Annotated in this window: 15 protein-coding genes; 13 read left to right on the top strand and 2 right to left on the bottom strand. The window is 36.8% G+C overall.

Annotated elements, in window-relative coordinates:
* The first annotated feature begins 253 nt into the window (after nucleotides 1-253).
* Nucleotides 254-1,462, top strand: a complete 1,209-nt coding sequence (locus JOC49_RS08405) for a GGDEF domain-containing protein (RefSeq protein WP_204664284.1) — start codon at nucleotides 254-256, stop codon at nucleotides 1,460-1,462.
* Between the two features lie 100 nt (nucleotides 1,463-1,562).
* On the opposite strand, the gene JOC49_RS08400 is transcribed toward JOC49_RS08405, so the two are convergent.
* The gene (locus JOC49_RS08400; protein WP_207754707.1) at nucleotides 1,563-2,477 is read right to left on the bottom strand and encodes a recombinase family protein; all 915 of its coding nucleotides are present in this window, start codon (nucleotides 2,475-2,477) and stop codon (nucleotides 1,563-1,565) included.
* Between the two features lie 64 nt (nucleotides 2,478-2,541).
* On the opposite strand from JOC49_RS08400, the gene JOC49_RS08395 reads away from it, so the two are divergent.
* The 12 genes from JOC49_RS08395 to JOC49_RS08340 all read left to right on the top strand — a co-directional run bounded on the left by JOC49_RS08395 (nucleotide 2,542) and on the right by JOC49_RS08340 (nucleotide 11,255).
* Complete coding sequence (locus JOC49_RS08395; protein WP_204664282.1) at nucleotides 2,542-2,940, top strand: hypothetical protein; 399 nt, start codon at nucleotides 2,542-2,544, stop codon at nucleotides 2,938-2,940.
* Nucleotides 2,931-3,167, top strand: coding sequence for an IS66 family insertion sequence element accessory protein TnpB (gene tnpB / locus JOC49_RS13525; protein ID WP_204664280.1), 237 nt, complete (start codon nucleotides 2,931-2,933; stop codon nucleotides 3,165-3,167). The genes JOC49_RS08395 and tnpB overlap by 10 nt, the downstream gene beginning before the upstream one ends.
* Before the next feature lie 187 nt (nucleotides 3,168-3,354).
* Entirely contained in the window at nucleotides 3,355-4,944 is a 1,590-nt protein-coding gene (gene tnpC / locus JOC49_RS08385; protein ID WP_204664278.1) for an IS66 family transposase, read from the top strand.
* Nucleotides 4,945-5,006: 62 nt separating this feature from the next.
* The gene (locus JOC49_RS08380; RefSeq protein WP_204664386.1) at nucleotides 5,007-5,228 is read left to right on the top strand and encodes a hypothetical protein; all 222 of its coding nucleotides are present in this window, start codon (nucleotides 5,007-5,009) and stop codon (nucleotides 5,226-5,228) included.
* Nucleotides 5,229-5,230: 2 nt separating this feature from the next.
* Nucleotides 5,231-5,638, top strand: a complete 408-nt coding sequence (locus JOC49_RS13455) for a DUF6508 domain-containing protein (protein ID WP_204664276.1) — start codon at nucleotides 5,231-5,233, stop codon at nucleotides 5,636-5,638.
* A gap of 212 nt (nucleotides 5,639-5,850) precedes the next feature.
* Nucleotides 5,851-6,075, top strand: coding sequence for a helix-turn-helix domain-containing protein (locus JOC49_RS08370; protein ID WP_204664274.1), 225 nt, complete (start codon nucleotides 5,851-5,853; stop codon nucleotides 6,073-6,075).
* Between the two features lie 15 nt (nucleotides 6,076-6,090).
* Entirely contained in the window at nucleotides 6,091-6,309 is a 219-nt protein-coding gene (locus tag JOC49_RS08365) for a hypothetical protein (protein ID WP_125136550.1), read from the top strand.
* A complete protein-coding gene (locus JOC49_RS08360; protein WP_243423657.1) occupies nucleotides 6,306-7,097 on the top strand; it encodes a Crp/Fnr family transcriptional regulator in 792 nt (263 codons plus the stop codon). The genes JOC49_RS08365 and JOC49_RS08360 overlap by 4 nt, the downstream gene beginning before the upstream one ends.
* Before the next feature lie 112 nt (nucleotides 7,098-7,209).
* Nucleotides 7,210-7,512 carry a hypothetical protein gene (locus JOC49_RS08355; RefSeq protein ID WP_047001639.1) on the top strand — a complete coding sequence of 101 codons (303 nt, stop codon included), beginning with the start codon at nucleotides 7,210-7,212 and terminating at the stop codon, nucleotides 7,510-7,512.
* Nucleotides 7,513-7,564: 52 nt separating this feature from the next.
* Nucleotides 7,565-9,424 (top strand): heavy metal translocating P-type ATPase, encoded by a 1,860-nt coding sequence (locus tag JOC49_RS08350; protein ID WP_204664272.1) that lies wholly within the window; start codon nucleotides 7,565-7,567, stop codon nucleotides 9,422-9,424.
* A gap of 89 nt (nucleotides 9,425-9,513) precedes the next feature.
* On the top strand, nucleotides 9,514-9,747 hold the full coding sequence (locus JOC49_RS08345) for a heavy-metal-associated domain-containing protein (protein WP_204664270.1): 234 nt from the start codon (nucleotides 9,514-9,516) through the stop codon (nucleotides 9,745-9,747).
* Between the two features lie 443 nt (nucleotides 9,748-10,190).
* Nucleotides 10,191-11,255: a virulence RhuM family protein gene (locus tag JOC49_RS08340; RefSeq protein ID WP_423875401.1), complete on the top strand. Its 1,065-nt coding sequence runs from the start codon at nucleotides 10,191-10,193 to the stop codon at nucleotides 11,253-11,255.
* A 246-nt stretch (nucleotides 11,256-11,501) separates the two neighbouring features.
* On the opposite strand, the gene JOC49_RS08335 is transcribed toward JOC49_RS08340, so the two are convergent.
* The coding region (locus JOC49_RS08335) for a hypothetical protein (RefSeq protein WP_204664268.1) at nucleotides 11,502-11,714 on the bottom strand (213 nt) is incomplete at its 5' end.

Here is an 11,714-nt window from a genome sequence, read left to right as displayed (position 1 = left end):
AAGAAGCCTGTAAATAAAGGCTTTCCGGGGGTTTAGAGCAAAAATCTGATTTGTTAGAATCGTGAAAATATCTGTTCGTGGGAACAAGTCCAAAGGTATGATTTTGAACGTGACAGAGCGATTTAGATAACATGGGTTTGCGTGTGGTCGATTTAGATTACATCGGCTTGCAGTGGTCAATTTAGATGTTTTACATATTTACACCTTTGCAGTATGCTTGTTATAAAGGTGGGGGAGAATGGAGGTATTCCTATTGCAATTTTTTGATAGTTTATACAACTTGATTAACATCGATGTCAAAACAACAATTCTCATCTTGTTCTGGGGCAATTTGTTCTTTCTGATGATGGCATTTGCTTTTTTAATAAGCAACACTCACATATCTGAGAAGGAGCTGTTTAAAAAATTTATCTTTTCCAAACTGGTGCAGGCTCTGGGTTGGATTGCTTTCGCATTTCGGGGACAAATCCCTGAAATAGTTTCGGTAAACTTGGGTAATTCACTTCTTTATTTTGGGTTTTATCTTGAGTCCATGGCTTTGATTACGATAACAAAGGACATCACATCAATTATTAATCGGATTCAATTCGGGATAATGTTAGCTGGGGTTGTCACTTTCAATTTTATAGTTATATGTGGTGCATCACCTAGTTATTGGGTGGGTGTAGCGTCAGTAATTATAATATCCATATATCTGATCCCTGCCATTGCCTATGTTTTTAACAAAAACGGCAGCCAGTTCAAACGATTTCTGGGAAGTTTACAACTAATGATATGCATTGCGATGGTGTTCCGAGCAACAATAGGTTTTATGAATAAAAGTGTATCACTATTATCAAACAATTTTGTGCAATCGGTCACATTTTTGATTTTTATATTTTTAATGATGATTAACAGCAGCGGATTCATGTTAATGATATACGAAAGCGTTAATGACCAATTAAAAAAACTTGCCAACATGGATCCCTTGACACATGTAAAAAACCGAAGAAATTTTATGGAAACCGCTTCAACTTATTTTAGTTTTTGCAAGCGTCAGAATTTGCCATTGTCTTTTCTTTTCATCGATATCGACTATTTCAAAAAAATTAATGACCAATTTGGACATCAGGTAGGAGATGAAGCACTAATTCAAACTGCAGAAATTATATCAAAAAACATTCGCGAATCAGATGTTTGCGGCAGATATGGCGGGGAGGAGTTTGTCGTTTTGCTTCCCGATACCGATTGTCAGACGGGAATCGAAGTGGGTAACCGGATTAGAAAAATTATAGAAAATACTCCTTTTCATGAGAAGGACACCATAAAATTCACTGTTAGCATAGGATTGTTTTCTGATATTCCTAAAACAGATGGCGATTTGGATAAATTCATAGCCAACAGCGATAATGCCATGTATAAAGCAAAAAGGACAGGCAGAAACCGCTTGTGCGTCTATGATCCGACTTTTGTGACAGATTGATGATATTTTAAATCCTATGGGATATTAGACAATCAAGTGAAACAATAAAAAAGCTCTGCCGACCGTAATGGTTAGCAGAGTTTCGTGTTATATGGAATTATTACTCAATATCCACCATCAAGCCGGACTTAAATTCCACGGTGAATTTGTCCTCGTAGACAGTGACCTTTTCAATCAGCCGCCTGACAAGCGTCTCGTCATATTGGGCTAGGCCAATTGGTTGCTCCTTAAGAAATGCGCTCATGTCGGTGATACGTTTTTGCATTTCATCCCGGCCGAGGTTCTCGACCTGAGCCTTTTGCTTCTCCTCACGTAGGCGATAGATTTCATCGCCGACCTTCTCGTAGTCAGCCTTTGAGCTGGCGAGCTTCAAGAGCTCTGCTTGAAGTTCTGTAAGCCGTTTATCGATTGCGGTAAGGGTATGACTGTTTTCGTGACAAATTACGGTTTCAATATTTTTCTGCAGCGTGATGAGAAAATGGTCTTTATCACATAATGCTTGATTGATGGCCGTGACCATCACTTGCTCTAAGGTGCTCTCAAGTACCGTTCGGGCCTCGCAGAACAAGCCGGTGTTCTCTAAGCGGCTGACACACCGCCAAACAATTGATTTCTTGCCTCGGTTGTTCCAGTGAACCCTGCGGAACACCTCGCCGCAGCCACCACAGACAATCATGTTAGAGAAACAGTGGATGCAGCTGAAGGTCCTGCTCTTTCCGTTCGGGCTGGTGTGGACGATGCGGCGTTGGATGAGTTCCTCCTGCACCTGCATGAATATTTCACGCGGAATGATGGCCTCATGGCTGTTTTCCACATAATACTGTGGGACGACGCCATGGTTCTTTACTCGTGTCTTTGTGAGGAAGTCGGTGGTGTATGTTTTCTGTAAAAGGGCATCCCCAATATACTTTTCATTTCGTAGGATTTGATTGATATTGCTGGTATGCCATTTTTCATTTCCGGCACCATTAAGAATGCCGTCTGCTTCAAGACCACGCTTAATTGTAAGCGTCAAATAGCAAACACATACCCAGCCGTCATAAGTTTTGAGATAATCAACCCATGGAGGTTGATAAAATATGACTTATAACACAAAATACACAATCGAAGACAAAATTAGAATGGTGTCAGAGCAGAAAAATAGTGGCTTGGTTGCAAAAGACTGGTGCTTGAAAAACAATATAACACATGGTTCTTTTAAGAATTTTTCTCACGATATCAAAAAATACAACAATGCTAATAATGTAAAGACAGAGGCATTTAAAAAAGAAGGATCTTCCAAGGCAGTAACGTGGATCAGCTCGCCAATGATATCGCCAACGCAACCTAAGAATATTGACTTTTCTCAGTCGCAAGAATCTGTTGATTCAAATGTTCACTATACGATAGAGAAGGGGTTTTTCAAGATTCGAGTTCCAGAAGTCATTAAGGCCGAGTCCTTAAAAACCCTTTTGGACGTACTTAGCCGATGTTCTTAAAAGAGCATCACGCTAAACGCGTTCACATTGCATGCGGCTCTACGGACATGCGTTACCATATCAATAGTCTTGCATCAATAGTAAAGTACAAATTTGACCTTGATCCTTTTTCGTGTGAATTATTTGCCTTTTGCAATAAAGAACGCAACAAAATTAAAATACTTGTATGGGATCATAATGGATTTTGGCTTTATTACAAGCGCCTGGAAAAAGGGACCTTCAAATGACCAAAAGTTTCAGAGGCTACTATGTATACCTCTTTTTCTATGCGCCAATTTAACTGGTTGTTAGATGGCTTAGATCCTTTTAAAGTAAAATCACATCATGAAGTTTTCACGCGACAAATGTTTTAAAACTGCTTTTAAATGAGCAGTTTTTTCTTTTTTTGCTCTTCAAAATGTGTTATAATTAAGTATGGCAAAACCACATGAAAACATTGAAAATAAGAGCTTTTCTAACTCTTCTGATTTGGATAACACCGTCGCAAAGCTTCAACACGAGGTTGAAGTATTAAACCAAGAAAACAAGTGGCTGAAAGAGCAACTAGGTCTTTTAAAAAAAGAACAGTATGGTAAATCTAGCGAGAAAGTCAATCCAGATCAAATCAACTTTTTTAACGAAATAGAAGTTGAACAACGCTCAACTATTGAAGAACCTACCCTTGAACAGATTACTTATAAGCGACGCAAAGCAGCTAAGCGTGGCTTAAATCGTGATGCCTATAAAGACCTTCCCGTTGAAATTGAAACCTTTGAACTGCCACAAGAAGATTTAACTTGTGAATGTTGTAAGGGCGAGATGCATTCCATCGGTACGCAGGTCAAATCGACATTGGAGTTTGTTCCGGCGCGTCTTTTTATTAAAGAGGTACATAGGCATAAATATGCTTGTCGCCATTGCCAGATAAACGAAATGCAAACCCCCATTAAAATTGCTAAGGCTCCAGAGCCTTTAATTAAAGGGAGTGTTGTTTCTTCTAGTCTTTTGGCGCAGATTGTGAATCAGAAGTTCAACGGTGGTGTTCCTTTTGATCGACAAGAACGTCTTTATAGTGAAATGGGAATTGAACTCACAAAGCAAAATATGGCCAACTGGTCTATTAAAGTCTCCGAACTGTGGCTAGAACCGTTGTATGATCGGCTGAAATGTTTCTTAGTTAAAGAAAACTTTTTACATGCGGATGAAACGTCTCTTACGGTTTTGGATAAATCCTTTGAAGAGTCTTCAAAAAAAACATTTATGCGGGTATATGGTACGGGAGAGATGAGTCGTTACCGAATTGCTATGTACGACCATTGTATGGGTCGTTCAGGTTCTTTTGCCAAAGCTTTCTTAAAAGGGTTCAGTGGTTATCTACAAACCGATGATTTTGGCGGTTACAACAAAGTTGAAAATGTGATTAGGGTGGGCTGCCATGCACATGCGCGTAGATATTTTTACAAGGCCTACGAGGCGACTAAAAAACATGGCCCGGTTGAAAGCGGACGCGCCTATGAAGCGCTTATGTTTTTTAAAGCGCTCTTTAAGATCGAAGCCACCTTTCAAAAAGAAGGACTAACGGCCTTTGAGCGATATGAAAAACGCCTAGAAATTTCCAAGCCTGTTCTAGAGGCTTTTTTGGTGTGGCTAAAAGAAAACGAAAAAATAACATTGCCGAAAAGTTTGCTCGGCAAAGCAATTGCATATAGTTTGTCCAATTGGGAGCTGCTTACAAATTATCTTTTAGATGGCCAATGTGCGCTTTCAAATAATCGAGCGGAGCGAATTGTAAAACCATTTGTGATTTCAAGAAAGAACTTTTTGTTTTCAAAATCTGCGGTAGGCGCTAAAGCGAGTGCCCTATACTTTACTTTAATAGAAACTGCAAAACTCAACGGTTTAAACCCATATCTATATTTAAAGTACATTTTAGACCATCTTCCAAACACACCTCTTGCCTCTGATGACGCTGTTGATTTTTTACTCCCCTGGAGCGACTCAGTTAAAAGTATGTGTAAAGCCTAATGAGAGTTTGACCGATAGCCCATACATTTTCGATGTGTGGGCTATTTGACGCTTACATAAGCATGTACATGTATCCGGACAACTTAAAAGCGAAAGCGACTTTGTGGCTTTGGGAGCTTAGAGATATTGGAATCATTGGAGTTGGACTCCTGATTCCAAGCGTAATAACAGCAGCCTACGCATTTTTATCCATTCGATTCGAAGACACCAGCATTCTGGATTTCATCCGTTATGCCTGTGCCTTTTTTATTTTCAAACAACAGCTATATGAATGGAGGTTCTAAATTTGAAAAATAATCGACAGAAAGAAAAACAGAAGCAGTCCACAAGAGATCTCATCGGCATCGATGACCTCACGGACTACAGTATCAAAACGGCATACGGAGAGCTGGTTTATTTTATTATTCATCCCACCAATATCTCTGTGCTGTCTGAATCGACTGTCAGCGCAAGGATCTACGCCTTGATGACGGTGCTAAAAGGGATTGAGGTCATTGAAAAGAATGGTCTGCATGGTACGGAAGAAATGAATACAGCATTAGAAGGATCTGACCTTGAGTTGACTCTGGCGATTTTAACTGGATATATCCGGCAAGAACGATTTTGTGATGGACTGTGGGAATCAGCAGTTAAAGACAAAACATTTTTAAAGATTTTGAGAAGGCTTGAGAAGCTGCTGCTGGATGGTAACTAGAAACGTAAGCGTCAAATAGCCCACACATCGAAAATGTATGGGCTATTTGACGCTTACAATTGAAATATGAAAACCAGAAGTAAATAGCCCATGACTCTACAGTAGAGTTGTGGGTTTTCTTTTGTTTGCTGATTATAATAATATTTTAATAACTATTGTTCTTATCAACCAAATGGTTTATAATATTCTTAGCGTAAACTTGGAGGTGCTGTATGACTACGGCAGAAATGATTAAAGAACTGTGTGAGCAAATGAATATAAGTGTTTCCGAACTTGCTAGACGTATTGGCCAGACTCCTCAGAATTTCAATAAGAAATTGAAACGCGAAACGGTAACCTTAGATGAGTTGAAAGCCATTGCTGATGTGCTAGGTGTCAAGTTTGTGCAGGCATTTATTTTACCAGATGGAGAAGAAATAAATATATCTAACGAATAAAGGAGGCAGTCTAATATGATGATTAGTCCGGAAAGTTACTATGAAGAGTATCTCAAAGGAAAGACAAAGGAAGAAATAATGACCGCCATCCGAGGACTTAAGCAAGAAATAGGACGTCTAAAAAGTACACTGGAAAATCCTGACTATGATGATAACGCAATTATTCATCCGGATAAGTTTACCTGCATTTACTGGACTCGTGGGTACTTGGAAAAAGCTAAAGAGACCTTATGAGAGAATATGAAAGGGGCATTCAAATGAAAAAAAAGGATTTGATGCATGAAATTAAAAATCAATATATAGAAAAACAAGGGTATCACGATGTTACTCACACTCATCATCAAGGACATGAGTCAGCTTCACACGCTTCATGTATCACTGTAGTTCCGATCTTTAATCATTTAGAAGGAGAACAGATGGAGGAAATTATGAAAGTAACGAAATCGACCTCTTTTAAAAAGGGTGAAGTAATTTACCGAGAGGGAGATATATCCGACTTGTTATATATTGTAAGTAAAGGGAAAATTCGAATTTACCGTTTGTCTGAATCAGGAAAAGAACAATTAGTGAGAATATTAAATCCAGGCGATTTCACTGGAGAGCTTGCCTTGTTTCGCGAATCAATTCAGGAAGCATATGCAGAAGCAATGAGTGATACCGATGTATGTATGATTAGTAGAAATGATTTGCAAGAATTTTTATTAAAGTACCCTACTATATCTTTGAAGATTTTATCGGAATTCTCTAACCGATTAGAAGCATCAGAAAAACAAACAACGAGATTTGCCACAGAGAAGGTAGATACTAGATTAGCACTGTTTCTTGCAGAATGCATGGAAAGCGGAGATGCTCCAACGGAAATTGAATTGCCAATGAGTAAAAAGGATTTAGCCTCTTATCTAGGAACTACTCCAGAAACTATTAGTAGAAAGTTAGCTGACCTTGAAAATGAAGGATATATAAAACAAAAATCAGGTAGAAAGATTGAGATTTTGGATTTAGATGGATTGTTGTTGGTATAGTAAAACATTTAAAAAAGACTAAACTTGATTTAGATCAATTTAATTTCTTTCAATCTATAGTATTATATAATCAAGATAAAGAAAAAATAAAACAAGAAAGAAGGAAAAAAATATGTCAAGACAATTAAATTTTAATCAAGTAAAGGAAACTCATTTAAAAACATTAGCACAATATGTTCCAGTTGTAGCAAAAGTTCATGGAGGAAATCATCCAGAATTCTACCAGGTTCGTAAAGTATATGATGAACTTGCAAAGAAAGCAAAAGATGCGGGAGTAGAAAAGCCGGACTTAAAAGAGGAGTTTGTAAAATTACGTGAAATCACAGATAATTATACAGTTCCAGGTGATGTATGCGAAAGTTATGAAGCAGTATATAACATGTTAGCAGAATTAGATAAAGCATATGAAGCATAAAAGAAAATAAACAAAGCAATGAAAAGATATAAAAAATCTAATAGGGAGGAGTATGAATATGCAAAAATTTATATTAGGAAGAAAAAACCATATTACAATAGTAAGTGCAATTTTAATAATAATTGCATTTGTCAGTAAATTAGGCTTCGAAAACGAACAAATAGCCATATGGGCATTAGTAATTGCTTCAATTTTGGGAGTTTCACCTATTGCGATTCAAGCGTATCAAGCATTAAAAGTCAAAGTAGTTAGTATTGATGTTTTAGTTACCATTGCAGTTATCGGAGCCTTTATAGTTAGAAACTACGAAGAATCAGCAATTGTTACATTTTTATTTCTATTTGGAGCTTATCTAGAACAAAGGACACTTAATAAAACACGTTCTGCAATTAAAGAATTAACTCAAATGGCACCAGAAAGTGCCTTAAAACAAGTGGAAAATGGTGAGTTTGAAGAAGTAGAAATAGATGAAGTTGATGTAGGAGATATTTTGCTTGTTAAAACGGGTGCAAAAATCCCAGTTGACGGTACAGTGTTAACAGGAGAAGGGCATATTAATGAAGCAAGTATTACAGGAGAAGCGGTTCCTGTAAGTAAAAAGAAAGATTCGGGGGTATATGCCGGAACAATTTTAGAAAATGGAACTATTCAAATCACTGCTGATCGTGTAGGTGAGGATACTACTTTTGGTAAAATCATTGAATTGGTTGAAGAAGCACAGGATTCAAAATCAGAAGCAGAACGTTTCATTGATAGATTTTCTAAATACTACACACCAGCTGTTTTAGTTCTCTCTTTTATTGTATGGATATTTTCAAGGGATATTGAACTTGCAATTACAATATTAGTTTTAGGATGTCCAGGAGCATTGGTAATCGGTGTACCGGTTTCAAACGTCGCGGGGATTGGCAATGGAGCACGTCATGGAGTCCTTCTAAAAGGTAGCGAGGTTATTAGTGACTTTAGCAGACTAGATACCATGGTATTTGACAAAACAGGTACATTAACAATAGGAAATCCCAAAGTAGCTGATAAAGAAATTTATGCAGATAATGTATATGAAGTATTAGGGTATCTAGCAAGTGTTGAAAAGGAATCAGATCATCCATTAGCAAAAGCAGTTGTAGAATATATTGGAGATATAAAATCATATACAGTTGAAAAAACAGATGTTGTAAAAGGTGGAGGAATTGTAGCTCATGTAGAAGGTCATAAAGTTGCAGTCGGTAATGTGGCACTAATGGAGCAAGAAAATATTCTTTTAAGTGAAAAAGCTCGTGCAGATATTGCCAGATTTGAGAAAAATGGAAATTCACTTGTTTTAACATCAGTTGATGGTGAATTAAAAGCATTGATGGGTATTCGTGATCAAATTCGCCCGGGTGTAAAAGATGATCTTAAAAAGTTGAAAAAACTTGGTGTTAAAAATCTAGTAGTTCTTTCTGGTGATAACCAAGGAACAGTTGATTTAGTAGCACGTGAACTAGGACTTACAGAAGCTCATGGACATATGTTGCCAGAAGATAAAGCAACATATATTAAAGAATTACAAGAAAAAGGTCAAATTGTGGCATTTGTTGGAGATGGAGTAAATGATAGTCCTTCACTAGCTCTAGCACAAATTGGAATTGCTATGGGAAATGGAACAGATGTAGCAATCGAAACTTCAGATGTTGTTTTAATGAATTCAGATTTCAGCCGCTTGCCACATGCATTAGGTTTAACAAAAGCAACCGCTAATAACATGCTTCAAAATATTATTATTGCAGTAGGGGTTGTATTAGTCCTTCTTGCCAGCGTATTCTTTAGTGAATGGATGAACATGTCAATCGGTATGTTAGTACATGAAGTAAGTATATTAGTAGTGATTTTAAATGGTATGAGACTTCTTCGCTATAAATTAAGAAAATAAAAATAAATAAAATTCTTGATGTAAATCAATTTATTATAGATAATAATAGTATATAATACAATTAACATAAACTAAAGGAGAGATGAAAAATGCAAAAAGCAACAATTCAATTAGAAACATTAACATGTCCATCATGTATGCAAAAAATAGAAAATGGAGTTAAATCATTAGATGGAGTAGACAAAAAAAGCATAAAGGTGCTATTTAATTCAAGTAAAGTTAGAGTGGAATATGATGATGAAAAAGTATCTATAAAAGACATTGAACATGTTATCGACAAATTAGGTTATGAAGTATTAAAATCCCAGGTCAAAAATATTTAAGTAGCGAACCAATTAAGTTTGTATGGGAGATAGTGTTTGGGAAGCATTTTTTCCTAAGAACTGTATTAGAGGAGCTATGTAATAAATCCATACTTTGACTGATATGTTCTCACATACGAAAGCCCTCTGTGGATATGTTTCCACAGAGGGAATTTTCGATAAAAGCATTTGAGCCAATATTTCTTGACAGCTATGAATTCATCTCAAAACATGTTGAGTGCGTGGTAAAGTTGGAGAAGAGATAGAAGTGAGTAAATAGAGTTGTTGGAAGCCACTGGGTGTTGTGATGACATTTGGTGGTTTTTTGTATAAATAAATCACTAAAAAACGAACGCTTGTTCTTTGAAAGTGAATGAGATATAATAAACAAGATAGATTATCACCTAAATTTTATAATTTTAAATTTATCTCAGCAGAATATAAGACTAGAAAAGTTTTACATAATGCAATTATTAGCAAACAAAGTGGGGAATAAAGCGATGAAAAATAGAAGTGATGTAACAATACATTCATCGGCTGCAGAATATTTAACCTATATTGCAGCGGTTGGAGACAGTGATGAAAGCTTAGAAATGCGTTATGAAAATGAAAATATTTGGCTGACCCAAAAGATGATGGCAGCATTATATGACGTCTCAGTACCAGCGATTAATCAACATTTGAAAACAGTTTTCACTGACTTAGAACTTGATGAGAATGCAGTTATTAAGAAATACTTAATAACTGCTGCAGATGGAAAACAGTACAATACGAAACACTATAATCTACAGGCGATTATTGCTGTAGGTTTTAAAATAAACAACGACCGTGCTGTTCGTTTCCGGAAATGGGCGGGTCAAATCGTCAAGGACTACACAATTCAAGGATGGACGATGGATAAAGATCGGCTGAAAAAAGGCCATATGTTTACAGATGAGTATTTTGAGCGTCAACTACAAAGTATACGAGAAATACGACTCTCCGAACGCAAGTTTTATCAAAAAATTACAGATCTGTATGCGACATCTTTTGATTATGATAAGAATTCAAAGACTACAAGGTTATTTTTCCAAACAGTACAAAACAAAATGCATTGGGCGGTTCACAGACATACTGCTGCTGAATTGATTGTAGAACGAGCGAATGCAGATAAAGAACACATGGGTTTGACGACTTGGGAAACTGCGCCGGACGGAAAAATTGTTAAATCTGATGTTTTAATCGCAAAGAATTATTTAAATGACAAGGAAATATCCTATTTGGAGAGAATTGTTTCGCTATACCTAGACTATGCAGAATTACAGGTAGAGCGAAGAATTCCTATGAGCATGGAGGATTGGGCAAAGCGTCTTGATGGTTTCTTAGAGTTCAATGGTAATGAGTTATTGATTGGAGCTGGTAAAATTAGTGCTGAAGAAGCAAAACTCTATGCAGAAACAGAATTTGAAAAATATCGTATTGTTCAGGACAGGCTTTATAAAAGTGATTTTGATAGATTTTCAGCCCTAGAGTTTGGAAAAGACGATTAGAAAACATCTGAGCGAAAAAAGATTGTTTTCACCAAGGAACCAATGGGTCTTCACGACATCATTTTTGTCTACTCAAGGCACGTTGAAACCGTTATGAAGTTAGAGAAGCGATAAAAAGGAGCAAATGATGAATTTAGAGAGTTTATATTTCGAAGTTCAGAAAATTATAGACCAGGTTAATTTTCATACACTGTGGCGCGGATTTTCACCTAATAAATTCGCGCTTTATAATGATGTAAAATGTGTTTATAATGGAATTTTAACTAAAATAGCCGAGAAGTCCCCCGCCTCTAAGCCACCTTGCTCACGGAGTGAGAGTGCAGGTGGGGGATGAATCGGCTTGTTTTTGACCCTAAAAGATGATATGTCAGAATCGGTGGTAAAATACCCATAATAAACGGTTGAATTTTCCCCACAAACGACGTATATTCCTCTTAGAAAGGGGGAATATACAGGTGA

Origin of the sequence: Fusibacter tunisiensis (assembly GCF_016908355.1) — a bacterium.
In the GTDB taxonomy this organism is placed as follows: Bacteria; Bacillota; Clostridia; order Peptostreptococcales; family Acidaminobacteraceae; genus Fusibacter_D; species Fusibacter_D tunisiensis.
Note: the sequence above shows the minus strand (reverse complement) of the source record. Positions and strands in the feature narration are given on the sequence as shown.

What these genes read in the sequence shown, in the direction of transcription:
- JOC49_RS08395 (WP_204664282.1), top strand. Translation starts at nt 2,542, where the DNA reads ATGACTTATAACACAAAATACACAATCGAAGACAAAATTAGAATGGTG.
- tnpB (WP_204664280.1), top strand. Translation starts at nt 2,931, where the DNA reads ATGTTCTTAAAAGAGCATCACGCTAAACGCGTTCACATTGCATGCGGC.
- tnpC (WP_204664278.1), top strand. Translation starts at nt 3,355, where the DNA reads ATGGCAAAACCACATGAAAACATTGAAAATAAGAGCTTTTCTAACTCT.
- JOC49_RS08380 (WP_204664386.1), top strand. Translation starts at nt 5,007, where the DNA reads ATGTACATGTATCCGGACAACTTAAAAGCGAAAGCGACTTTGTGGCTT.
- JOC49_RS08370 (WP_204664274.1), top strand. Translation starts at nt 5,851, where the DNA reads ATGACTACGGCAGAAATGATTAAAGAACTGTGTGAGCAAATGAATATA.
- JOC49_RS08365 (WP_125136550.1), top strand. Translation starts at nt 6,091, where the DNA reads ATGATGATTAGTCCGGAAAGTTACTATGAAGAGTATCTCAAAGGAAAG.
- JOC49_RS08360 (WP_243423657.1), top strand. Translation starts at nt 6,306, where the DNA reads ATGAGAGAATATGAAAGGGGCATTCAAATGAAAAAAAAGGATTTGATG.
- JOC49_RS08355 (WP_047001639.1), top strand. Translation starts at nt 7,210, where the DNA reads ATGTCAAGACAATTAAATTTTAATCAAGTAAAGGAAACTCATTTAAAA.
- JOC49_RS08350 (WP_204664272.1), top strand. Translation starts at nt 7,565, where the DNA reads ATGAATATGCAAAAATTTATATTAGGAAGAAAAAACCATATTACAATA.
- JOC49_RS08345 (WP_204664270.1), top strand. Translation starts at nt 9,514, where the DNA reads ATGCAAAAAGCAACAATTCAATTAGAAACATTAACATGTCCATCATGT.
- JOC49_RS08340 (WP_423875401.1), top strand. Translation starts at nt 10,191, where the DNA reads ATGCAATTATTAGCAAACAAAGTGGGGAATAAAGCGATGAAAAATAGA.